Below are 25,123 nucleotides of genomic sequence, written 5' to 3'. Positions count from 1 at the left end.
TATATTATGCATATTAACCTTATTTATATGATATATTCCAGTGAAATTATTAATGTGTTATCTTAAGCAGTCGTTTGGCAGTTCTTGATGCTTTAGATCAAATAATGCAATTCAGTAAATATATTAATATAGTAATCATAATTACATTCAATAAACTATAAATAAAATATCAATTTTAAATTTGAAGGACGTTTACAATGAAATCAGACCAACACTTTGTTCAGCTCAATAGTTCTAATGCTAGCTTAATTATTGATTGCCAGAGTAAAACACCCGCTATAATTTATTGGGGAAAGCTATTATCTAAACAAACTTCTGCAGATATGTTATCGCTACTGTCTACTCGCCAAGAAGCAAAATGTTCGTTGGTTATTGAAGCGCCTATTTCATTGTCTCCTCTTTTAGGAGAGGGTTTTACAGGATCTCCAGGTATTGAAATTAACAATGACGATTATGCATGGTCATTGGGTGGTGAACTTGTTGATATTATTCAGATAGATGAACATAAAGTTTGTTTTGAAACACTAGATGATATTCGTCAAATTAAAGTAGTCCATACGCTTTCATTACATCACGATACTGATGTGCTGAGCGCATATACTGAGTTAGTGAATCTGAGTGAACAATCAGTAACGGTTAATTGGTGTGCGACACCCACAATTCCGTTGTCTGATCAAATGAATAAAATAATGTCTTTTGAAGGACGATGGTCAAATGAATTTCAATGCCATTCACTTGATCTATTTCTGGGCAGTTTTGTACGTGAAAACCGTAAAGGAAAAACCTCTCATGACAACTTTCCTGGGATGGTAATGCACAATAATTTCACCCATGAACAAGCGGGTGAATGCTTCGGCTTTCATCTTGGTTGGAGCGGTAACCATAAAATGCGTGCAGAACTGTTGCCTGAAGGTCGCAGTTATGTCCAATTAGGTGAATTATTAATGCCGGGAGAGATAGTATTGTTGCCGCAACAATCGTATCAAAGCCCAATACTCTATGCTGGCTATTCTGATCAAGGCTTTAGTGGCTTATCTAACTGTTTCCATCAATATGTTCGCAGTGAATTATTATCGCCAAAACTCAGCCAAAAGGCCCGTCCTGTACATTATAATACATGGGAAGGGATATACTTTGAGCATGATGTCGACACATTGAAAGAGCTTGCGAATAAAGTCGCAGGATTAGGAGCCGAGCGTTTTGTTTTAGATGACGGATGGTTTAAAGGCCGTCGTGGAGATTTTGCTGGTTTAGGTGATTGGGTTGTTGACAAAGAAATCTATCCTAACGGTTTATCGCCTCTTATTGATCATGTTAATCAACAGGGCATGGAGTTTGGACTATGGTTTGAACCTGAAATGGTGAATCCAGACAGTGATTTATATCGCGCGCACCCTGACTGGGTTTTAGCAACAGCAGGTAATCAACAATTAAACTTTCGTAACCAGTTAGTACTCGATTTATCACGTAACGAAGTGGTTGATTATTTATTTCATGCGATTGATGACATTCTTACCGAATATCCTAAAATTGTTTATATTAAGTGGGATATGAATCGAGACATTAATCACGCAGGTAATGCACAAGGTAAGCCTGCTATACATCAACAAACAACAGCTTTATATCAATTAATTGATCGCATAAAGCAAAAGCACACACATGTTGAAATTGAGAGTTGTTCTTCAGGTGGAGCTCGTGTGGATTATGGTGTACTGGCTCATACTGACCGCGTGTGGACCTCTGATTCGAATGATGCTTTAGACAGATTATCGATTCAACGAGGTTGCTCATTCTTCTTCCCTAGTGAAGTCATGGGCGCTCATATCGGGCCAAGAGAATGCCATATCACAGGTAGAATTGTCAGTATGGAAATGCGTGCTGCAGTGGCATTTTTTGGTCATATGGGGTTAGAAATGGACCCCAGAGAATTAACGGATGAAGACTGTGAACAGTTATCTACAATTATTGCGTTACATAAAAAACATCGTCAATTAATTCACAGTGGTGAGTTAATTCGTTTGAATCAAGATGGTGACTCAATTAATTTCGGTATAATTAACCAGGATAAATCACAAGCACTTTTTGCTTATAATAGTATTAATGAAACGAAAAGAACTACGCCACCTAAGTATAGATTTGTCGGGTTATCTGCAGATAAAGTCTATAAATTAACACTGGTTTGGCCTACTAAACTTAAGGAATATTCACCTTCTGTTTTAAGTAAAATTCAGGGCCAAAAGTTTTCGGGTGAATCACTTATGCAGTTGGGTATGCAGTTGCCAGTATTATTTCCTCAGACGTCATTAATTTTTGAATTGAACGATACGCAATAACTGTTTTAAATATATTTGGATTTTTTAACGTCGACATAAAAGGGATTTAGTCGTTGAAATTAAAAAATTCAGAGAATGTTTTAATACAAAATGTTCAATACTGAAAGGGCATAAGCCATGTTTTGATTGATTATCTTACAAAACATGGCTTAATACGTTTTTACCTTCTCATTTAAAGCTTAAGCCTGCATTTTATTATTAAGTGAGCAACACCATTGTAGTCAATTGTGTTTCGAGAATAGGCTAAGTTTCTTTAGGAGTAATAGACATTGATATTGTCATTCTTTCTTGAGGGTTTAACGTCATAATGCCCGTATTATCCATTCCGTTGTTTGACATATTTATAGCATCGGTACTGTGAGTAACAGGTTCAAAACAAAAGTAGTTTTGATTTTTTGGACTGTATACCACTATAAACTTACAGTTTGAAGACGTGGTTATATCGGCTTTAGCCTTCCATTCTGGCCAAACGACTGTCGCTGCAGCAGAAAAACCAGTAAATACATTATCTAAATTACTATTTGTTATTAATAACCCTTCCGACTTAGCCAACGATTTAGGCGCACCCATCAGTGTTGTTGGCATACTTTCGTCATCCACAGCCCACATCTGTTCGACAGAACATTTTAAAGATGTTTTTTTCGTTAAGCTAAAGTAAGGGTGTAACCCTAATCCTGCCGGCATTTGACTCTTTGAGTTATTCATTAATGAAAGTTCAATACTCAACGCACTGCCTTTAAGTGTAAAAATTTGTTGAGCGCTATAAGAGAAAGGCCATTCGGCTTGTTGATAATGATATTCGAGCGTTAAGTTAGTATCGGTTTGATGTATAACCTTCCAAGGTAATTGCCAACCATGTCCATGAATACTGTGCTTTTCAGGTAAATGATTCAGCAGAAGTTGACTACTTTTTTCTTGCCAATTTAAAAGACCATATTTAATACGGTTAGAATAGGGTACAAGCGGGAAACAGCTACTACCTAGCACAGATTTTGCGTTATTGCTGTTTCTTAATATAGGTACAAAGCTATTATGTAATTTGGCATCATAAGCCAAAATAGCTCCACCTAATTCAGGTGAAATCTCTATGCTAGCAATATCACTCTTTAAAAATATTGAGGCCATAATTGAGTTAAATATTATTTATATGATAATTTAGCTAAATTAAAACACTAAGATGTAGTCTTGTCTAGTGATAAATTTAGGATAATTAAGGGGATTTGTATTATTTTATGAAGACCAGTTAAAGCAAATTGTGCACTGAGGGTCTACTAAACCAGAAGCACCAGTTAACTGATAAATAAAGAGGTTACCTGATAAGGGTTCTTTGGTGAGAGCGGAACTGGATAAGCCTTGTTTAGCGCTGGTGACTATTAACCAATCTAAGTTTGCGCCTCCGATAGTAACACATGAAGGTTGTGATACAGGGAGCACTATTGATAAGTCAATTTCGCCATTACAATTATATCTTATGACTTTACTGCTACCCCATTGCGCATTCCATAAGTAATCTTGGGCGTCTACTATTGAACCGTCAGGAAACGTTGAAGTGTTTGTTGTCGCAAATAATTGTTTATTGCTGATTGCGGCTTTTTCTTTACAAAAATCATATTGAAATATTTGATGGCTAGGAGAATCTGCATGATAGAGAATATCTCCTGCTTTGTTCCAACATAAACTATTAGAAATAAGTAAATCATCCATCTTTTTATGGCAGTTAAGTTGATGATCAACACAATATAATGCGGACTTCTGTTTGGGTGTAGTTGTTGATTCAACCATTGATCCTGCCCAAAATCGTCCTTGCTTATCTACTCGACCATCATTAAGGCGGTTACCTTTTATGTGAAGCTCAGGTTGATTTATCCAATCTATCTGAGATGTTATAAAGTTATATCGAGCAAAACCCTGTTCAAAGGCTGCAATGATTTGATTATTAACCGGAGTAAATGCAAAGCTGCCCATACGTTGAGGTAAGGTAAATTTTTCTAATACCTCACTGGAAATATAATATCGGTACAAATCACATGCTTCAATATCGAGCCAATAAATAGCTTGTTGCTCGTCATGCCATAAAACGCCTTCACCTAACTGACATTGACAAGGAATAATTTTCAATAACGTAGCCGTTGTAGTACTCATTATGTTTGCCATTGTTTATTTATATTAGTATTGGGTGTTATATTGAGTACTTTATTTAATTTAATTACTTTAGCCATAGTTTCATCAAGAGAGTCATTACTTTGATATAAACTACTCCCAAAGCCTAAAGCACTAGCCCCAGATGATAACCATTGTAAAACATTACTTTGTGAAACACCCCCAACAGGAATGATATGTACGTCATTAGGTAAAACAGATTTTAGTGCCTTAACATGACTAAAACCGTAAGTTTGTGCGGGAAATAGTTTCAACCACCTTGCTCCAGCTTGATAAGCTAAAATGGCTTCGGTTGGTGTTGCTACTCCAGCTATAACATGTAAGTTTTTTGATTGGCAATATTGAATTAAATCTGGATCACAATGTGGTGAAACAATGAGTTTACCGCCAACATTTTCTATTTGTATAACTTGTTCTATGTTGAACACGGTACCAGCACCAATTAAGCAGTCATCTGGCAGAGCATTAACAAGTTTTTCAATCGACTTAATTGCTTGAGGCGAATTTAAAGGCACTTCAATGACACGGATCCCATGAGCGTATAAACATTGTGCTATTTCGACGACAGCTTCAGGTGTTATACCACGTAAAATAGCAATGACAGGGTGCTTTTTAATATATTTTTCCAACGATAATCCTTAGTTAATAAACTATTAACTCTTTAATTTTGTTGGCTCGGTAATGCTAGAATCTGCTGGTATACGGCATTAAAACCTAATAAAGTCATATCAGTAACTTTGCACATATTTGTTTTGATCCCATGTATTTCCAGTACTTGTGAAAATTGCTGACTTAAGTGCTTAGCGCCTATTATAGAGACCTCACCTAATTCAGGTAAGTTCCATTCTTCAGCATTCATTGCTGCACGCACATCACTACCAATTAACAAACCTGATAAATATGAGGATGCTTGCGAATTAGTTAACTCTCCAAAAAGTTGCTTACTCCTCACACTAAATAAACCGTGAGTAAAACTACCTAATTCACTTTTTAGCGTAAAGTCAGCGCCTTTTTTAAATGCAGGTTGATCGAAAGTCGCATTACCTTTTTGAATTAAAATACTGTGATTGGTTAATAAGTCAAAAAGTTCACCTGTCATCGCTGTTTTAAAGAGTTCAACTTTACCTTCTTTAATCAACACCCATTTAGTATGAGTGCCTGGTAAACAAACTAGATGTGTCCCTTTAAATCTTTGAGTATCTTGTTGTAACCACCCAAGCGTTTGCAGCTCTTCACCTCGCATCACATCATAATTATCATTACTTAAACGACAGCTCAACCCTGGAATAATAGTGATGTCATGGCCAGCACAAGTAAAGTTAACACCTTTTACTGCTATGCCTCCAAGCTTAGTTGGGCAAGGGAGGTAGTCAGTTTCTTTCCAACCAAGACTTGAGCCAATTTGTCCGATCATAAAAATAGGAACTTTGCCATATTGTGAAAGCCAAGGGGAAATACAGTCAAATAGGGTTTGTTCAAAGCTATGAATAACTTTATTCACTCCTAAGCTATTCGCTTTATCAACCAATGTCAGGGGGTTATCTTTATTTACTTTACATAAAAAAGCACGTAAATGGCTTGTTCCCCAATCAACAGCAACAATATATTCATGAATTAACAATTATGTTCTCCCGCCATCAATTATTATGTTTTGTCCTGTGATTAACGCACTATCATCCGACGCTAAAAATAAGGCTAAATTTGCAACATCTTCTGGCAAAATTCTTGTTTTAAGCGCCATAGATTCAGTCCATTTGTCTTCTTCTTTATTCGTCAACCAGCTTGCTAATTGACGTTCAGTTGCTACCCAGCCTGGAACTATTGCATTAACCCTAATATTTTGATCACCAAATTCTTTTGAAAGGGCTTTGGTCATGCCTATTAATCCGGCTTTAGCGGTAACATACCCTGTCATATGTTGTTGTCCCATTAATGCATTGATAGAGCTGAAGTTGATGATGCTACCAGAGGCATTTTTTTTCATAATGCTATATGCAGCTTGAGCAGAAAAAAATGCAGGGTCTAGATTGACTTGCATACATTTATGCCAATCATGTGCCGAAATTTTTTCAATATCTTGACGATTATCATTACCAACATTATTGACGAGTACATCTAAACTGCCAAAATGCTCTGCGGCATCGGTAATAGCTTGTTTTAATGATTCAGATTTTGTCACGTCAATCGCTCTAAACCACACATTATCGAGTGTGGTTGAAGGCAAGTTACTTATTAATTCTTCAGCTAGATTTTGATTTAAATCTATAAAGGCTACTTTTGCTTCTTGCTGCACAAACGCTTTAACCATAGATGCACCAATACCACTAGCGCCACCAGTAATAAAAACGACTTTATCTTTTAAATTTTTATATTGAGTTGATAAACCCATTTCAATACTCCAACTAGTTAAAAAGGTTATATATTTCTCTTAATAGCATACAAAGTATTATGATGCCTTGTATGGTAATCCCCCCATTTTAATGGCGGTTGGTAGTAGACACTTTACTCTGTGTTAGTTTAATTTTTTAAATTGGAGTAATACCGCCAAACCCCATGTTAGGTCGCTCATGGTTATAAGTCTATAACCATTGTGGTGCTCTGTTTTGTAACTTTTCAATATCACGATAAATCTAATGACTGAGCTAGTGATATCTTACTGTCTGATTTAAACGCTCAATATATGCGTTTTGCTGTGGGTTACTCGGCTGAATAAAGCATAATTCAATGTCGTTCTGTTTTGTCCAAGTTGCGAGTTTATGACTAATACATTCAAGCCCGTTATCAGAGCGAATACGTTTACCACGCCACTCACTAATTCTATTAAGTGCTCGAATAACACGCTCTGCGGGCAAGGATATATCTGCATCGTTGCTTCAACGTTAAAGTCAGAGGAGAATTGCTATTTTTTCATTATCACTACTCAGCTTTGGCTGATACCGATAGCAGGTTTCGCTAATGGCGAATATTCTACAGATTGGACTGATGCTGGCATTATGATGATGTATCGCTTCTTGAACCATGATTTTACGCTCAGAAGCTTTCACCTTTTTTGTCAGTGCTCCTGAATAATTTATGCTTTTAAACGCTCTTCAGCAGACACTTTTTTCAAAAGTCTACTTTCTTCTTCTAGCTCTTTCATTCTTGTCATAAGTGAAGCATCCATGCCGCCGTATTTAAAACGCCATTTTCAGCTCGCTTTAAAATAGCTAATATTTGACTGTCACTAAAGTGTTTGTTTTACATGAATGTTCTCCTGCTTATGGCATAAGAGAAGATTCTACTTTTGACTTCGATTATTTTTAGGGGGGATTACCGCATTACTATTGATTAATGAGATAAACTTATATCATATTTTCATGAAATTAAATATGATATAACATATTAATTCACAAGTTCGGAACAGCACTAAATGAAGCATTCTCCTAGACAAAACCTAACCCATCAACTGACTCATGATCTAGGGATGGCAATAGTCAAAGGTACTTATCCAATTGGCCAAGGGCTTCCATCAGAAGCTGATCTTTGTTTGCAACATAATGTTAGTCGCAGTTCGACTCGTGAAGCCGTAAAAATGTTGTCGGCCAAAGGACTTATTTCATCACGCCCTAAACAGGGCATAAGAGTTTTGCCTGAAAGTAGTTGGAATATGTTTGATACTGATGTATTAACTTGGATATTAAGCAACAAACCTTCTCTGTCTTTGTTAAAGGAATTTACTCAAGTAAGACTTGCGATAGAACCTCAAGCTGCTGCATTAGCGTCGATGAATGCTTCCTTTGAACAATTGGAAGCTATTGATAAAGCGCTTATTCGTATGAAAGAAGCAGAACTAGGATTAGATGACCCTTTAGAGGCAGATATTGCATTTCATACCAGCATATTGGTTGCTAGTGGTAATCGATTCTTTGGGCAACTTACCGAGTTTATCAGTACTGCACTCAGAGTGAGTATACGTTATACAAACAAGATTAAAGGTGTACCAGGGGCTGATGTTAAAAAGCATGCTGAAATTATTGATACCATAAAATCTAGAAACCCCGAAAAAGCTCGTAACGCAGTGACGATTATTTTAGATGAAGCACTAGAGTTAATTGAGTCTCAATTGTAAAGTTAAAGCGCTTTTTGGTTGACCGTACTCTGTATCTTCACCGAGTGTTAAAGCCCTCGGTGTTTATTGAATAACTTTATTTATCAGTCATTTATTTACAAATTAAAAATTTAGATTTTTGTGCCAATATAAGTGTATGTCAATATCTGCTAAATCCACAGGTAATCGATAAATAATCAAATACAGCAATTTTGCATGCATTTTAGCTGTTCTTTCTATATCGGTCAGTAACATATCATTAGCCGCGATAACACTAGATGCTAAAAATGTGTGTTGACGCCTCAACCTATTTTACGTTGTTACCCATGACGTGCTAATTCGAAATATTCAAAACTGGCCTGTCGAGCGAGATGTGAAATGGCATAGTTAATGATGAATAGATATGAAAAGCCAGTCGCCTTATATTAAAGTATAGTGCCAAGCCAAACAATTAAATATACCAAAAACACACTTTGCATATACTTTGCAAAAGTTAATTCCTGAGCGTACTCTTAATCCCAGTATTATTTACCTCTAAAACACTCAATAAATGGCTAAACAAGTTGCTAGACATGTAATAGATATGTAATAGATAAAACACTACATATTGTTAAATATGACAATAGAAATCTCTGGTACGCCCCTTTAGAATTGATAGAAAATGGTATACAAAAGATACTGAGAAAGAAGAACAAAATGATGCCATCCCAAAACGGCATTGAGCTACGTGCATTATATCCAATGAAGTTTGACCATGACATACCTATTGAAGGTAAATGTGGGAAGTCCATAATGCGTTTATCTTGCTGAGAAGAAGAATCGACTCAGATACAGAAAAATCTGTAAAGTAAAATTTTTGGATAGGTTATTTATTTTATACCAATCTCATTAAGTTTGTGATCTTGTTGTGCTGAGAAAAATCTATTAAACCGATCATTGCTTCTCCTATAGCTTTCAATATATCTGGAGCCGAGATTATAGGAATTGTCATAAAAAACATAGAAGGACAATACTCCGCTTGGCCATATTCATAATCTCTGGTTATGGTTGAAAAATAAGAAACATTTCTGGCCTAGTTTTGATATTATTTAGAAAAAGAAGAAGTAGTTAAATTCATGCAGACTAGACAACTTACACATGCCGAGGGTCCACTCTGGCAAGAGGCTATTGCGTTGTATTGCGATATATTTCCTCAATGGGAGCGAGAGCCGATAGTTGACATTGAACAAGCTATTAACAACGGACAATCTCGATGCATCTTGCTGTGCAAAGATAATCGAGTGCTCGGTATGTCATTAACTGAGTTTTACTCGCCCTTGTCTTTTGCCATGTTAGGTTATTTATTCATTGCGCCGCATCATCAGGGCAAAGGTTTGGGCAAACTGCTATGCAATGAATTGTTTAATTTTTTCGATGCTAACGCTGATTTAAAATGGTTATTAGTCGAGGCCGAGTCGGGACCTGAAGACTTTTACAAGCAATTAGGGTTTACCACGCTCAATGTTGAATATCTTTCACCCCATTATGATAATATGCAATCAACGCCAATGGCATTGATGTATCACGCTAGCTCGAAACACCCCCCCCCCTCTAAATATCAACTTGCTGACATCATTGAACAAATATTCTTGCAAAGCTATTACCTGATGCCTGATGATCCAAGATTAGAGCAACAACGCAACCGTATCTTATCCAAGGAAAATTAATGTCATTCGAGCAGAACATCGGACAACAATTCATTTTAACCAAGTTTTTTGAATATATTCGCTCAGAAAATTTTGAACAATGTTTCCATTGGGCAAAAACAGAGTTACAAGCCAACAATTCTCCCGCTTTTACGCTTGTTAATCAATTAGAAGACCAAGCCACAATAACCACTCAAAGTATCGAGAACATTAACAACGATGAAATATTATTATTGTTTTGTGCTTGCTATGGCTACGCTCGCCACGAGGTCGAAGAGAGTAATTGGTATAATCATGCTGAAACATTAGTGCGCTCAAGCATTACCGCATTAAAAGCGTTACCCTCGTGTGCATTCAACAAAACGCTACAACAGTTCGCCGTAATTCAAATTGATATTTGCTATATCGATCGCGGTATTTATACCAGTCAAGAATGGTTGATGACACAAGCAGCTGAAAATATTGATGCCCACTTAGTATGTATTAACGAACTAACCGCTGAGTTTAATGACGTTGAGTGCCAATTATATTCTGAGCATTTAGTGCAAGAGTTCAATTCATATCGTCACTTTAGTGCAGGCGTTTCAATTATTGCCCAGTTGTGTGCTATCCGCTGGGGAGATCCTGAAATCCTTACTCAACAAATGGCCAAGCTTCGGCCAAAGTTTCTGGAAGCAGTAAAGGCATTAACCGACGATGACAAATACATTATGTCGACGGATTTGGAAGCGCTTTGGCCATCGTTAAGATTTTTTAGTGAAAATAGGCCAAAAGGTTCAGGAGAACTCTTTGTCGAACGTGGGGCAATTAATATTTCATACTTTGCTTGCGTCAATCACACGGTGACACGAGAGTTAAGGCAATCGCTATCAAACATCGTTGACCAAGCCCCAAAAACACATAAACTCTATCTTGAAGACTGGGGAGCAGAAGCACCTCAACGCAATATGCTAAATGATATTTGGGCTGGAATTTCAAAAAACTTTGAAGATATTTATTCATGGCAATTACCAGAATTAACTATGCCATTCCGCAATAAAAACGGCAAAGACTCCAATCTTAATTTTGCAGTTGAGTTGATTTATTATCCCATGGGTATTTTTGCACTAAACCTAAAAGCACAATTAAATAATGTTAGCGCAAGTGGCGTTCGACATGCCATGTCACTGGGCACCCCATTTGCTATGGACCAAAAAATGCGCTGGCACAATCAAGATATGGGCTTACTAGAAGAGTTCGCTGAAAATCGTTTTATCGAATTAGCCAATAGCCTCAATAGCAATTTTGATCATTATGAAAAACCTGTTTCTGACATCCTCTCGTTTAATAAAACAGAGAATCGCTACGTATCTACATTGCTGGACCGGATAGTTGAATGTGTCGATGGCGAGTGCGCTGCAGTCACGGCTAAATCGATTAAATCACATTTTGCTTACCCTGTTTTTGTCCTGCAGCAACGAGAGCTGCGAAGCGCGGTTGATGACTGGTGCCTTAGGACAGTGAACTCAGAATCGTTTAACTTGAACCAAGATTGCTATAACCATGAAGAGTTTGCTTATACCAATCATCATGAGTGCGTTTTAGGTCTACTTCAACAACCTAATTGGGTGATAGAACAATCTGCCGAAATGATGGGTGTTGCCGCCGCCATTAATAACTTATTTCAGCTCACCAATAAACGATTAGATAAACAACTGAAATTTAGCTTAGATCAAGTATTACCAACACTGAGCGATAAAAAAATTACTGCTTCAAAGCTTAAATCACGTGTAGAAAATTTACAAACTGAAGGGGAGTGCCTCAAACAGTTCACCAACGATGCCCATTGGTTACTGGATTTGATAAGCGCAGGTAGTATGATGACCTTTCCGGATCATACACGTATGATCCAAAAGGTCTTCAAGCATATGGATTTTGAAAAACTCCATATGCGCACTCAGAGCACTTTAGATAAGATTCAAAATCGCCAAGAAGAAATTATTTCAGAAACAGCCAAGCTGTATGAAAAGATACGCACTCGAAATAGTAAACGCTTCACCCGTGTTTTATCTGGTTCAATGGCATTGATATCTATAGGTGCACTGAAAGATATCTTCGATATCCTTAACGGCAGCAAGTTAGGGGTTAACATTTCAGGTCCCCTACAGGTGAGTATTGTGGCCTTATTCGCAATGATGCTGATTATCTTGCTAGTAAATAAGAATGGCAATGAAAAATAACAGCTAGACGAAATTGTACAGTCTAGGCAAGATATGGATTTAAAATTCTGAATTTAAAAAACCAAAAGCCCCGACTCTTTCGAATCAGGGCTTTCATATTTTGGTACCGCAGGACGGACTTGAACCGTCACTTCTTTCGAAACCGGATTTTGAATCCCCTTAAGCTGCCTAAACAATCCTAGCTGTAATCTGCTGCTAAATTTTAATGATAAAAATTCTCAAGCTGCCTGAATTATCGACTTAAGTGGCACTAGTCAATTATTATCAATTCTATTGCGCTTGTGTCCATTGGATCTTCTGGTACAATCTGTTTCAATTACAGTCAAATTTAAGTGATGTGGAGCCACATGGTTATAAAAGCGCACAGCCCAGCAGGATTTGCCGAGCAGTATATTGTAGAATCTATTTGGAATGGTGGATTTCCACCGGGTACTATTTTACCCGCTGAACGTGAATTATCAGAACTTATCGGCGTCACAAGAACGACATTAAGAGAAGTGCTACAACGGTTAGCACGCGATGGTTGGTTAACCATTAAACATGGTAAGCCGACAAAAGTTAATAATTTTTGGGAAACCTCTAGCCTTAACATTCTTGAAACGTTAGCACAGCTTGATCAAGAAGGTATTCCTGATTTAGTGGATAATTTAATGTCGGCGCGTACCAATATTAGTGCGATATATGTTCGTGGCGCCATTAAAAATAATCCAGAAAAAACCATTGAATTATTGTCAGCCATTGAAGATGTTGAAGATACTGGCGAAGCGTTTGCAGAATTTGATTACAAGCTTAATAAAGACTTGGTTGTAGCCTCAGGAAACTCTATTTATTTGTTGATTCTAAATGGCTTCAGAGGTTTGTATTCGCGTTTAGGTACTTTGTATTATTCTCATCCGCGCGGCCGTGAAATATCACGAACCTATTATAAAAAACTGATTGAACTAGCTAAAGCGGGCCAATGCGACGAAGCTGTATTTGCGGTCAGAAAATATGGCATTGAATCAGGTAAACTTTGGATTGAGCTAAAAGACGAAGTATTAAAAGAACTTGCTGAATAATTAATAACTATAGCTAAGAAGTAATAATCAATTATCAATAAGTCATAGCTAAGAAATAATAATCTGAAGTTAACGTTATTATGTAAAGTAAAGCATGTAAAGTAAATCAGGCAACTAAATAGTTGCCTTTTTTTTTGCCAATTCACCTGGCTCTGGGCATTGCGCAATAATTTCATCAACCCCGCGTTTATTTTCTTGTAGTAGTTTTACATCAAATTTCCACAGGTAATATAAGTGCTTTAATACTTCATCTTTAGAGTCGGCGAGTGATACTTTTTGGTGCGGAATATAGCGTAAAGTTAATGAACGATCGCCACTTACATCGGCATTAATAATCTGGATATTTGCTTCTAGGTTACTTAAATTGTATTGGTCAGATAACATAGTTCGAATTTGTTGATAGCCACTTTGATTATGAATAGCGCCCACTTCAATGTAGTTTTTATCACTGTCATCGTGTAAATGAAATAGTTTAAAATCTCGCATTAATTTTGGTGATAAAAACTGGCTTATAAAGCTTTCATCTTTAAAGTTTTCCATAGCAAAATGCACAGTATCAAGCCAATTACTGCCGGCTATTTCTGGAAACCAAAGCTTGTCTTCCTCGCTTGGATTTTCACATATCCGCCTAATATCCATAAACATATTAAAGCCTAGTGCATAGGGATTTATACCTGAATAATAGCGGCTGTTATAGTCAAGTTGTGCGACCACATTAGTATGGTTATGTAAAAACTCTAGCATGAAGGTATCTGTTACTAAGCCTTCATCGTAGAGATGATTTAGGATAGTGTAGTGCCAAAAACAAGCCCAACCTTCATTCATCACTTGCGTTTGTTTTTGAGGGTAAAAGTACTGTGAAATTTTTCGGACAATGCGCACTAATTCTCGTTGCCAAGGTTTTAATAGCGGGGCATTTTTCTCGATAAAATAAAGGATGTTTTCCTGGGGCTCGGTTGGAAAATTTGCCTTGGGTTTTTTGCCTTCTTTCTCATTATCTGTACCAATTCGCCACAGCATGTTCACTTGTGACTGCAGATAAGACTCACGTTCTTTTTGACGTTTTAATTCTGCTTCCATCGATATTTTTTGTGGTCGTTTATAGCGGTCAACCCCATGATTCATTAAGGCATGGCAAGCATCAAGGCAAGCTTCAACCTCGTCAATACCATGTTTATTTTCGCAGTCAGCAATATATTTTTTAGCAAACAGTAAGTAGTCAATAATTGAATTTGCGTCTGTCCATGATTTAAATAAATAGTTACCTTTGAAAAATGAGTTATGCCCATAACAAGCATGTGCCATAACAAGGGCTTGCATCGCCATGGTGTTTTCTTCCATTAAATATGCAATGCAGGGGTCTGAGTTAATAACAATTTCATAAGCTAAGCCCATTTGTCCGCGTTTATAGGTTTGCTCAGTTTGAATAAACCTCTTACCAAAGGTCCAATGATTATAGCCAATAGGCATGCCGACACCCGCGTAGGCGTCCATCATTTGCTCAGCGGTGATTACTTCAATTTGGTTAGTGTAGGTGTCCAAACGATAATGTTGCGCAACACGCTCAATTTCACTTTGGTATTGCTCCAGCTTAGTAAATGTCCAGTCACTGCTATCGTCGAGTGGTTTACGTTTAGTCATAAAAGCTCCAATGTATTAAATTCCTAGGCGGCTTGTACTTTTTTTCTTTTGAATAAGGCTCTAAATACCGGATAAATATCTGCCACTGTTTTAATGTGCTCAATTGAAAAAGCATCGTCGGTATCAGCAAGTTGAGCATATTGTTGCCATAAGCTTTGATGAGCACGCTGAGATATTTCTATATAACTAAAGTATCGGGTTTTTGGCAGTATACTTTCGCGCATTAATTGCTGGCAGTGTGGAGAGTCATCGGCCCAATTATCGCCGTCAGACGCTTGAGCGCCATAAATATTCCATTCTTTTTCATTATAGCGCTGCGTCATTATCTCAATCATTAGCTCTAAAGCACTTGATGCTATGGTACCGCCGGTTTCTTGCGAATAAAAAAACTCATGTTCGTCAACTTCTTTTGCTTGGGTATGGTGACGAATATAAACCACGTCGATGGTTTTATAAGTACGGGTTAAAAATAGGTATAAAAGAATATAAAAACGTTTAGCCATATCTTTAGTGGCTTGATCCATCGAACCTGAGACATCCATTATACAAAACATCACCGCTTTTGATGTTGGCACCGCTTGTTTGGCGTAATGACGATAACGTAAATCAAAGGAGTCAATAAAAGGTACTTTACTGATTTTATTTTTAAGATTGCCAATGGCGGTAATAAGCTTATTTTTAGCTAGAGTGTTATCGTGTCTATCTTGCTCTAGCAAGGTTAACTCAGCTTCGAGTATTTTAAGTTTACGGCGTTTATCAGCGGTCATGGCAATTCTGCGCGCTATTGAGCCTTGTAATGATTTCACAATATCGATATTGGAAGCTGCGCCTTCAGCGCAATAACCCGAACGCACAGTTTTATAATTAGTGACTTTATCTAACTGATTTTTTTCTAAGTTAGGTAACTCTAAATCTTCAAAAAGTAAATGTAGATATTCATCTTTGGAAATAGTAAAGACAAAGTCATCATCGCCTTCGCCAGAATCACTTGCATCACCTTGGCCGCCTTGCCCTTGCTGTTGTGGTGGTCGAGCAATGTGATCGCCACTGGTAAACTGGTCGTTACCTGGATGAACGCGGTCTTTAATACCATCACTACCTTGATGAAAAACGGGTTCATTTAAATCTTTTTTAGTAATGGTAATATTTTCACCACTGGTAATATCAGTGACGCCACGTTTATTGACCGCCTCAGAAACAGCCTGTTTAATTTGGCTTTTATAACGTCTGATAAAGCGCTGTCGGTTGACAGTGCTTTTGTTTTTACTATTTAATCGCCTATCGATAAAGTTTGTCATCTATGCTCCTAACTTAGAGGTACTAAGTACAACCTAAGAAGATTTTCTTACGCGTAAATACCATTCAGAAAGCAATCTGACTTGTTTTTTTGTGTAGCCCTTAGTCATCATGCGTTCAACGAAATCATCATGCTTTTGCTGATCATCGCTGGAGGTTTTATTGTTAAATGAAATCACAGGTAATAAGTCCTCGGTATTTGAAAACATTTTTTTCTCAATAACAGTGCGCAATTTTTCGTAGCTAGTCCATAAAGGATTTTTACCATTATTATTGGCTTTTGCACGCAGGACGAAGTTAACAATTTCATTTCTGAAATCTTTTGGATTACTGATCCCCGCAGGTTTTTCTATTTTTTCCAGCTCATTGTTCAGTGCTTCACGGTTAAATAGTTGCCCAGTTTCAGCATCACGGTATTCTTGGTCTTGAATCCAAAAATCAGCGTAAGTGACATAACGATCAAAAATATTTTGGCCATATTCAGAATAAGACTCCAAATAAGCGGTTTGAATTTCTTTGCCGATAAACTCAATATATTGTGGTGATAAGTAACCTTTGATAAAGGCTAGATAACGCTCACTGATCTCTTTGGGTAGTTGCTCTCGTTCTATTTGCTGTTCAAGTACGTAAAACAAATGCACCGGATTTGCCGCCACTTCTAAATGATCAAAGTTGAAGACACGAGATAATATTTTAAAGGCAAAACGTGTTGAAAGCCCTGACATACCCTCGTCGATACCGGCATAATCTCGATACTCTTGATATGATTTTGCTTTTGGGTCGGTATCTTTTAAGCTTTCGCCGTCGTACACGCGCATCTTAGAATATATGCTTGAATTTTCTGGTTCTTTTAAGCGTGAAAGTACTGAGAATTGGGCTAAGGTTTCTAAGGTATCTGGTGCGCATTGGGCATGATTTAATTCACTATTTTCTAATAATTTTCGATAAATTTTTACTTCTTCAGAAACGCGCATACAGTAAGGTACTTTGACAATATAAACTCGGTCTAAAAAGGCTTCATTGTTTTTATTGTTTCTAAAGGTTGTCCATTCAGACTCATTGGAGTGGGCCAGTAAAATGCCATTAAATGGCAGGGCGGAAAGGCCTTCGGTCGGATTGTAGTTACCTTCTTGTGTTGCGGTTAAAAGCGGATGTAACACCTTAATGGGTGCCTTAAACATTTCAACAAATTCCATTAATCCTTGGTTGGCACGACATAAAGCACCTGAATAGCTATAGGCATCAGGATCATTCTGGGCAAAGTGCTCTAATTGGCGAATATCTACTTTACCGACCAGAGCAGAAATATCTTGGTTGTTGTCATCTCCTGGCTCGGTTTTAGCCACGGCAATTTGGTCAAGAATGGAAGGATAGATTTTTATCACTTCAAATTTTGCTATATCACCTTTGAACTCATGCAAACGCTTTGCAATCCAAGGTGACATGATGGTACTGAGATAACGTGCGGGAATATTGTATTCTTGTTGCAATATTTTTCCGTCGGCATTGGCATCAAATAAACAGAAAGGGTGATCATTGACTGGACTGCGTTTGCCGTTCGCGCTCAGGACATAAATCGGCTCTTGCTGTATTAACGCTTTTAATTTTTCAGCTAATGACGACTTACCGCCACCCACTGGGCCAAGTAAATAGAGAATTTGTTTCTGTTCTTCTAAGCCTTGTGAAGCGTGAGTTAAATAGGCCACAATTTGCTCTATGGCTTCCTCCATACCATAAAAATCTTTAAAAGCGGGATAACGGGCAATAACTCGGTTGGAAAAAATCCGGCTTAAACAAGGCTCATTCGAGGTATCTATCATGTCTGGTTTGCCAATGGCTTTTAATAACCGCTGCGCTGCGCTTGCATAGGCCATAGGGTCATGACGACATAGACTAAGAAAGTCTTGAATTGAATAGCACTCTTCTTGTGCTTCGTCGTAACGTGATTGGAAATGTTGAAATATACTCATAACTGCCTCCAGAAGATAAATCGTTTAGGTTGGGCTGATAACGCGACTAGTTGAGAATGTTACTTATCAAACCCGACATAATAATGTGACTTTTTTTAGCACTACTGTTTTACTTAGTATATGTATAAGTCTAGATGTTAATTATGAAAGCGGGTAAATATTAGCGAAAAGAATTGTAACCACAGGGTGATAGTGAGGAAGCTATGTTATTGAATAGACGATCAACTTTAAGGTATGTTGGTTGAAAAGGTGTATTGGTTAAATTTAAGGTAAATAAAAAGGCCAGCAATTAATGCTGACCTTTTAAATTGAAATTAATCTGCTTTAGCGATTAAGCGAAGTTTGCTGAGGCAAAATCCCAGTTCGCTAAGGCCCAGAAAGCTTCCATGTAGCTAGGGCGAAGATTACGGTAATCAATGTAGTAAGCATGTTCCCATAAATCTACTGTGATAAGGGGTGTAACACCTTCATCAGTAAGTGGCGTCGCAGCGTTTGATGTATTAACGATAGCAAGGCTGCCGTCAGCATTTTTAACTAACCACGTCCAACTTGAACCAAAGTTATTAATGGCGCTAGCAGTGAATTTTTCTTTAAATTCTGCAAATGAGCCAAAGTTTGCATCAATAGCGGTTGCTAATGCACCTGTTGGTTCGCCACCGCCGTTAGGGCTTAAGCTGTTCCAGTAGAAGGTATGGTTCCAGATTTGTGCCGCATTATTGAAAACACCAGCTGTTGATGTTTTAACGATATCTTCTAAAGATTTTCCTTCAAAATCAGTACCTTCAATAAGACCGTTTAACTTTACAACATAAGTATTGTGGTGCTTACCATAATGAAACTCTAGCGTTTCTTTTGAGATATGTGGTACTAGTGCATCCATAGCATATGGTAGTGCGGGTAACTCGATAGTCATTATATTCTCCAGATAGTGATTATAAAAAATTATTCTTATGCAAATTTAAAGAGGTAGTTTGTTTTTCTAAAACCTAGTAAACTACTCAAGTATTAAAGCTTACATAGTTTACTCATGTATATAGGTATTACCATAGGTTTTATCAAGGCTATTATGTTTTAATATATAAGTTTTTTGCTTTAGTATTTATTGTTCTGTTTATTTTCATGAGTTTTACTTTAAGTACTGAGCACAATAAGTATTAATTTTTGAGGTTATTATGGATACGATCGAACGCATTAAAGAACAAATCAGTGAAAACAGCATCCTTCTTTACATGAAGGGCTCACCAAAATTACCTAATTGTGGTTTTTCTTCACAGGCTTCTCAAGCGTTGATGGGATGTGGTGAAAAATTCGCTTATGTTGATATCTTACTCAATCCTGATATTCGTGCTGAATTACCAAAATATGCTGATTGGCCAACGTTTCCACAACTATGGGTTGACGGTGAACTTGTTGGCGGTTGTGACATCATCATGGAAATGTATCAGCAAGGTGAATTACAAACCTTGATCACTGAATCTGCCGCTAAGCATAGCGCAGCAGAAAGTTCAGAATAACTATTGAATTATCAGCTAACACCACCATATCAGGTGGAGTGAACATTAAGTAATTTAAATTTATTTTAAAAATTGGAGAATATAATGAGTGTATTAGTAGGTCGCGCAGCACCAGACTTTACAGCAGCAGCAGTTTTAGGATCAGGTGAAATTGTAGATAGCTTTAATCTTGCACAAGCCATTAAAGGTAAAAAAGCGGTCGTATTTTTCTACCCACTTGATTTTACTTTTGTATGTCCTTCAGAGTTATTAGCTTTCGACCACCGTATTGAAGAATTCAAAAACCGTGGTGTTGAAGTTATCGGTGTTTCTATCGATTCTCAATTCTCTCATAACGCATGGCGCAACACCGCGATAAACGATGGTGGTATTGGTCCAGTTCAATATACTTTAGTTGCTGATGTTAAACATGAGATTTGTAAAGCATATGATGTTGAGCATCCAGAAGCTGGTGTAGCTTTTCGTGCTTCATTCTTAATAGATGAAGAAGGCAATGTTCGTCACCAAGTGGTTAACGACTTACCCCTTGGTCGTAACGTTGATGAAATGATCCGTATGGTTGACGCTTTACAATTTCACCAAGAACACGGTGAAGTATGTCCTGCAGGTTGGAACAAAGGTGATAAAGGTATGACAGCGACGACAGAAGGTGTTGCGGCTTACCTTAAAGATAACGCCGATAAACTTTAACGCTTAAGTTAATTTATCAGTTAAAAAGCCGCTTTTAGCGGCTTTTTTTGTGGCTAAAATTTATTGAAAATTTAAAAAGGGATATAAAAGGGATATAAAAGGCATTGAAAAATAGCATTTTATAACTAAGCTAATATTGAGTTCGCTCAGAATTAATTTGCTTGGTATGAAACAAATCACTCTTTATTAGAAAGACCAGCTAATGCTACAAAGACTAGCTAAAAAATAAACCCACAAAGGAATGCTGATGTTTTATCCAAAATGCATTTATGAAAATCTGCCGTACGCTTATTTTTTAGTTTGTGGTTATTTAATTGCTTTTTATGATACTTGGCCTGTGTTTGCCTCTGTCGGTTTATTCTATCTGGCGGGTTGTGCAACTTTGGTCACTCGCTCAGGCTATCGTCGCCTTGACCGTTATAAAGCTAATGAACAGCAGCCAAATAAAAAAAACATTTTACCTGAATGGCTTTACGAATACCTACCTTATACCTACTTTGCTTTTGCTACGGTTATGTTATTAAAAACCAGTTTACCCAGTTTACAGTTTTTAGCTTTTTTGTTAATGATGCTGGCATTAAGAAATTTGCTTTTCAGAGTCAACAATCGCCGAAAAGCAAAGTCATTATTTTAATTTTAGCCAGTTAACTGTTGTAGATGTGTAACATAGCAATAGCGCTAAAATAGAACTGAAATTATTCTTCAGCAGCACTTTCCTGTGCAGTTTCTTCGGGTTGAATTAATGGCCAACCACCTAACTGTTGCCATTTATTAACGATATAACAAAATAACTCAGCAGTTTTTTCTGTGTCATATAATGCCGAATGCGCTTCACTATTATTAAAATCAATTTGCGCTGTTGCGCAGGCTTTTGCTAATACCGTTTGCCCTAATGCTAAGCCTGACAAGGTTGTGGTGTCGAAACTAACAAAAGGATGAAAAGGTGAGCGCTTAATTGAACAACGTTGAGTGACCGCATTAACGAAACCTAAATCAAAGGCTGCGTTGTGTGCCACTATAATCGAGCGCTGGCAACCAGCCGCTTTCATTTTTTTTCGCACGAGTTTGAATATTTCAGTAATCGCTTTTTTCTCATCGACTGCGCCACGTAACGGATTAGTGGGATCGATACCGGTAAATTCTAATGCGGCTGGCTCTAGGTTAGCGCCTTCAAAAGGGTCAACATTAAAATGTATGGTCTCATCTAAACTTAATTGGCCAGTAGTTTCATCTAAGGTCAGTGTGGTTGCGGCAATTTCCAGTAAGGCATCAGTTTGTGAATTAAAACCGGCGGTTTCAACATCAATAACGACAGGGAAGTAGCCTCGAAAGCGTTGAGCAAATAGTGATTTTTCAGTAGTGGTGTTAGTCGCTGTTTTATTATCAGACATAAAGGCAAAGGGTACTGGTTAGCAAAAATATTATTTGAGATTATCGCAGAAATAAACGGTTAAGACATCACCCAAAACTAAAAGCGTGAATTTATTTTTGGCTATATTTTAATTAACTGTTAAAGTTATTGACGATTTTGTCGATAGTAAAGATGTCGCTATAAAATTTACCTTAATTGACATGAAATTATTTTTATGAAAAAAACTATTACGCTAGTTACATTATCCTTACTGATTGCCCAAACAAATGCGGGGATTAGGCAATATCGCGCAGATATTTCAAACTCTAGTTGGCAGTTAACCGATAATTCTCGCTTGCAATGCACCTTATCACATCAAATTCCACGTTATGGTCAAGCCAAATTTTATAGTTCGGCGAGCCGAAAAATGAATATGGAATTTGAACTGGACATGATGCGTCTGCCTGACAGCTATTCTTTAGCCGAAGTACGTTCTGAAGCGCCTAATTGGCGACCTGGCATTGCCGGTAGAACGTTGGCGAATATGACACTACATAAACAATTCTCACCCGGTCTACCGAAAAAAATTGCTTGGAATATGCTTAATGAGCTTGATCAAGGCATGAGCCCAACATTTTATTATAACGACTGGTACAGTGATAACGATAAAATTACCGTTGGTTTATCTACCGCACGTTTTCAGCAAGCGTATCAAGCCTTTGTCAGTTGCGTGAGCAATTTACTAGACTTTAACTTTGATGATATTTCTTACACCGTGCTTAACTATCAATTTGGCTCTGATAAATTAACCAAAGCATCACAAAAGCGGATGAATATGATTGTTGAGTACTTAGCACTTGATTCTAAACTAGACTTAGTGCTCATTGATGGCTATTCAGATAGTTATGGTGGCCGAAACACTAACTTGAAAATGTCACAACGTCGAGCAAATAATGTCAGAGAACTTATTGTTAGCAGCGGTATCGACGCGAGTCGCATTGAAGCGAATGGTTATGGCGAAAAGCGCCACGTAGCTTCTAATGAAACCATTATCGGCCGTGGCAAAAACCGTCGAGTTGTTATCCGTATGGAACAGCCATAGTTTTATCTTAAGCGGTTAAAAATAAATAGCACTTGAAGAGGCCTGTAGATTCACTGTAACCTACAGGCCTTTTTAGCTTTGGATGTGATTTATGAAATTTTTAGTTCGCCTTGTTGCCACTACGCTTTGCGTTGTACAGCTTGCCTGGGTTCAATTAGCCTCGGCGCAAGCAGCCGATGCATTAACTTATGCAAATTATCACCAAGTAAAAATTAGCCACCTTTATCTAGACTTGAATGTTGATTTTGAGCAAAAGTCATTAAAGGGCTTTGCTGAATTAAGCCTTAACTGGCTGAACGATGATGTCGCTGATATTTATTTAGATACCCGCGATTTAGACATTCATCGTGTGATGGCAAAAAATGCCAGTGATCAGTGGGTAAAATTAAATTACCACTTGGCTAAGCGTGATGATGTGATGGGTTCAAAGCTAACCATTAACACACCTTTTCAAACGCCAATGATTAGAGTTTATTATAACTCACTGCCGCAAGCCTCTGGTTTACAGTGGTTATCTCCTGAGCAAACCGCCGGTAAAGACAAACCCTTTATGTTTAGCCAAAGCCAAGCCATTCATGCCCGCTCTTGGATACCCATACAAGATACGCCTAGCGTGCGCATGACTTACAACGCTCGCATTACCACCAGAGACGACTTGTTAGCCGTGATGAGTGCGGACAATAAACCTGATGCTTTACGTGATGGCGATTATTCGTTTGCTATGCCGCAAGCTATTCCCGCTTATTTAATTGCTATTGCCGTGGGTGATTTACAGTTTAAAGCTATGAGTAAGCAAACCGGTATTTATGCCGAACAATACATTTTAGATCGGGCCGTTGCTGAGTTTGATGATACGCAATTGATGATCGATGAAACTGAAAAGCTTTTTGGCGCCTATCGTTGGGGTCGATATGACTTATTAATATTACCACCAAGTTTTCCTTTTGGTGGCATGGAAAATCCGAGATTGTCATTTATTACGCCAACCGTCGTTGCGGGTGATAAAAGTTTAGTCAATTTAATTGCTCATGAACTAGCACACTCTTGGTCAGGTAACTTAGTGACCAATGAAAGCTGGCGCGATTTATGGTTAAACGAAGGTTTTACCAGTTATGTTGAAAATCGTATTATGGAAGCCGTATTTGGCGCCGATAGAGCCTTAATGGAACGCGCATTAGATGCGCAAAATTTAAGTTATGAAATGGCTGAACTACCACCAGGCGATACTCAGTTGTATATCGACCTTAAAGGTCGTGACCCTGATGATGCTTTTTCTGGCGTACCTTATACTAAAGGGCAGTTATTTTTAGTTTACTTAGAAGAAAAGTTTGGTCGAGACAAATTTGATACCTTCATCATGCAATATTTTGATGATCACGCCTTTCAAAGTTTAGGTACCAAAAACTTTGTTATTTATCTCAAAGCTAATTTAACGGATAAATACCCTAATATCGTGAGTGATGTCGAACTCAATGAATGGATTTATGAGCAAGGTTTACCTAGTTACGCCCCTAAGCCACGCTCAAATGCTTTTATTAAAATTGATGATACTATTTCAAAATGGACCAGTGATCAGCTCGAGTTGGCGCAAATACCGACACAAAACTGGACCTTACATGAATGGTTACACTTTATTAATAATCTGCCTTTGAGTATTTCTCATCAGCGTATGGCCAGTTTAGATAAAGCCTTTAACCTCACCAAAAGTAGCAACGCCGAGGTTGCTCATGCTTGGTATTTGTTAGCATTACGCTCGGGTTATGACGTGGTGTATCCGGCGATGGCAAACTACTTAGAATCAATAGGTAGACGTAAGCTCATTGTGCCTTTATATAAAGAGTTGGCAACATCTGCAAAAGGCAAGCGTTGGGCACAAGCGGTATATAAAAAGGCACGTCCAGGTTACCACCCATTAGCACAGGGTACTGTTGACGCTATTTTGTTAAATTAAGTTCAACTTAAGTCCAGTTGTTGCGATCAATGATTGCATTAATGAGCGAGTTAGTTAGTTAATTTT

At 37.7% G+C, this 25,123-nt stretch carries 20 protein-coding genes and 1 pseudogene; 10 read left to right on the top strand and 11 right to left on the bottom strand.

Translation table 11 applies throughout. From position 1 onward, the window contains the following. The first annotated feature begins 197 nt into the window (after positions 1-197). Positions 198-2,333, top strand: a complete 2,136-nt coding sequence (locus H4J54_RS02145) for an alpha-galactosidase (protein WP_182189165.1) — start codon at positions 198-200, stop codon at positions 2,331-2,333. A gap of 243 nt (positions 2,334-2,576) precedes the next feature. Here the strand turns inward: H4J54_RS02145 and H4J54_RS02140 are convergent, their stop codons facing one another. The 6 genes and pseudogenes from H4J54_RS02140 to H4J54_RS02115 form a co-directional block, all read right to left on the bottom strand. Then, positions 2,577-3,458: an aldose 1-epimerase gene (locus tag H4J54_RS02140; RefSeq protein ID WP_182189164.1), complete on the bottom strand. Its 882-nt coding sequence runs from the start codon at positions 3,456-3,458 to the stop codon at positions 2,577-2,579. A 105-nt stretch (positions 3,459-3,563) separates the two neighbouring features. Beyond that, complete coding sequence (locus H4J54_RS02135) at positions 3,564-4,475, bottom strand: SMP-30/gluconolactonase/LRE family protein (protein WP_182189163.1); 912 nt, start codon at positions 4,473-4,475, stop codon at positions 3,564-3,566. Beyond that, positions 4,475-5,122: a 2-dehydro-3-deoxy-6-phosphogalactonate aldolase gene (locus H4J54_RS02130; RefSeq protein ID WP_182189162.1), complete on the bottom strand. Its 648-nt coding sequence runs from the start codon at positions 5,120-5,122 to the stop codon at positions 4,475-4,477. Before H4J54_RS02130 ends, H4J54_RS02135 begins: the two co-directional genes overlap by 1 nt. A gap of 32 nt (positions 5,123-5,154) precedes the next feature. Next, entirely contained in the window at positions 5,155-6,114 is a 960-nt protein-coding gene (locus H4J54_RS02125) for a 2-dehydro-3-deoxygalactonokinase (RefSeq protein ID WP_182189161.1), read from the bottom strand. Next, on the bottom strand, positions 6,115-6,882 hold the full coding sequence (locus H4J54_RS02120; protein ID WP_182189160.1) for an SDR family NAD(P)-dependent oxidoreductase: 768 nt from the start codon (positions 6,880-6,882) through the stop codon (positions 6,115-6,117). A 193-nt stretch (positions 6,883-7,075) separates the two neighbouring features. After that, a pseudogene (locus H4J54_RS02115) lies at positions 7,076-7,706 on the bottom strand (integrase core domain-containing protein); the annotation flags it as partial. 196 nt (positions 7,707-7,902) lie between these two features. Between H4J54_RS02115 and H4J54_RS02110 the strand changes: the two are divergent. From H4J54_RS02110 to fadR, 4 genes are all read left to right on the top strand, one after another. Next, positions 7,903-8,601, top strand: coding sequence for a FadR/GntR family transcriptional regulator (locus H4J54_RS02110; protein WP_182189159.1), 699 nt, complete (start codon positions 7,903-7,905; stop codon positions 8,599-8,601). A gap of 1,094 nt (positions 8,602-9,695) precedes the next feature. Continuing rightward, positions 9,696-10,286 carry a GNAT family N-acetyltransferase gene (locus H4J54_RS02105; RefSeq protein ID WP_182189158.1) on the top strand — a complete coding sequence of 197 codons (591 nt, stop codon included), beginning with the start codon at positions 9,696-9,698 and terminating at the stop codon, positions 10,284-10,286. Next, the gene (locus H4J54_RS02100) at positions 10,286-12,484 is read left to right on the top strand and encodes a hypothetical protein (protein WP_182189157.1); all 2,199 of its coding nucleotides are present in this window, start codon (positions 10,286-10,288) and stop codon (positions 12,482-12,484) included. Before H4J54_RS02105 ends, H4J54_RS02100 begins: the two co-directional genes overlap by 1 nt. Positions 12,485-12,831: 347 nt before the next feature. Then, complete coding sequence (gene fadR / locus H4J54_RS02095; protein ID WP_182189156.1) at positions 12,832-13,542, top strand: fatty acid metabolism transcriptional regulator FadR; 711 nt, start codon at positions 12,832-12,834, stop codon at positions 13,540-13,542. Between the two features lie 114 nt (positions 13,543-13,656). On the opposite strand, the gene H4J54_RS02090 is transcribed toward fadR, so the two are convergent. The 4 genes from H4J54_RS02090 to H4J54_RS02075 form a co-directional block, all read right to left on the bottom strand. Beyond that, the gene (locus H4J54_RS02090; RefSeq protein WP_182189155.1) at positions 13,657-15,183 is read right to left on the bottom strand and encodes a SpoVR family protein; all 1,527 of its coding nucleotides are present in this window, start codon (positions 15,181-15,183) and stop codon (positions 13,657-13,659) included. Positions 15,184-15,206: 23 nt separating this feature from the next. Continuing rightward, the gene (locus H4J54_RS02085; RefSeq protein ID WP_182189154.1) at positions 15,207-16,481 is read right to left on the bottom strand and encodes a YeaH/YhbH family protein; all 1,275 of its coding nucleotides are present in this window, start codon (positions 16,479-16,481) and stop codon (positions 15,207-15,209) included. Positions 16,482-16,514: 33 nt separating this feature from the next. After that, the gene (locus H4J54_RS02080; protein WP_182189153.1) at positions 16,515-18,449 is read right to left on the bottom strand and encodes a PrkA family serine protein kinase; all 1,935 of its coding nucleotides are present in this window, start codon (positions 18,447-18,449) and stop codon (positions 16,515-16,517) included. Between the two features lie 331 nt (positions 18,450-18,780). Continuing rightward, entirely contained in the window at positions 18,781-19,362 is a 582-nt protein-coding gene (locus tag H4J54_RS02075; protein ID WP_182189152.1) for a Fe-Mn family superoxide dismutase, read from the bottom strand. A 259-nt stretch (positions 19,363-19,621) separates the two neighbouring features. Between H4J54_RS02075 and H4J54_RS02070 the strand changes: the two genes are divergently transcribed. From H4J54_RS02070 to H4J54_RS02060, 3 genes are all read left to right on the top strand, one after another. Continuing rightward, the gene (locus H4J54_RS02070) at positions 19,622-19,963 is read left to right on the top strand and encodes a Grx4 family monothiol glutaredoxin (RefSeq protein WP_220461162.1); all 342 of its coding nucleotides are present in this window, start codon (positions 19,622-19,624) and stop codon (positions 19,961-19,963) included. Positions 19,964-20,047: 84 nt separating this feature from the next. Continuing rightward, on the top strand, positions 20,048-20,653 hold the full coding sequence (locus H4J54_RS02065; protein WP_182135205.1) for a peroxiredoxin: 606 nt from the start codon (positions 20,048-20,050) through the stop codon (positions 20,651-20,653). Positions 20,654-20,900: 247 nt separating this feature from the next. Beyond that, a complete protein-coding gene (locus H4J54_RS02060; protein ID WP_182189151.1) occupies positions 20,901-21,287 on the top strand; it encodes a hypothetical protein in 387 nt (128 codons plus the stop codon). 61 nt (positions 21,288-21,348) lie between these two features. On the opposite strand, the gene rnt is transcribed toward H4J54_RS02060, so the two are convergent. Continuing rightward, positions 21,349-22,044, bottom strand: a complete 696-nt coding sequence (gene rnt / locus H4J54_RS02055) for a ribonuclease T (protein ID WP_182189150.1) — start codon at positions 22,042-22,044, stop codon at positions 21,349-21,351. Between the two features lie 195 nt (positions 22,045-22,239). On the opposite strand from rnt, the gene H4J54_RS02050 reads away from it, so the two are divergent. After that, positions 22,240-23,106: an OmpA family protein gene (locus tag H4J54_RS02050; protein WP_182189149.1), complete on the top strand. Its 867-nt coding sequence runs from the start codon at positions 22,240-22,242 to the stop codon at positions 23,104-23,106. Positions 23,107-23,197: 91 nt separating this feature from the next. Beyond that, positions 23,198-25,057: a M1 family metallopeptidase gene (locus tag H4J54_RS02045; protein ID WP_182189148.1), complete on the top strand. Its 1,860-nt coding sequence runs from the start codon at positions 23,198-23,200 to the stop codon at positions 25,055-25,057. Positions 25,058-25,123: the final 66 nt, after the last annotated feature.

The organism is Colwellia sp. MB3u-8 (assembly GCF_014076985.1).
GTDB lineage: Bacteria > Pseudomonadota > Gammaproteobacteria > Enterobacterales > Alteromonadaceae > Cognaticolwellia.
Note: the sequence above shows the minus strand (reverse complement) of the source record. Positions and strands in the feature narration are given on the sequence as shown.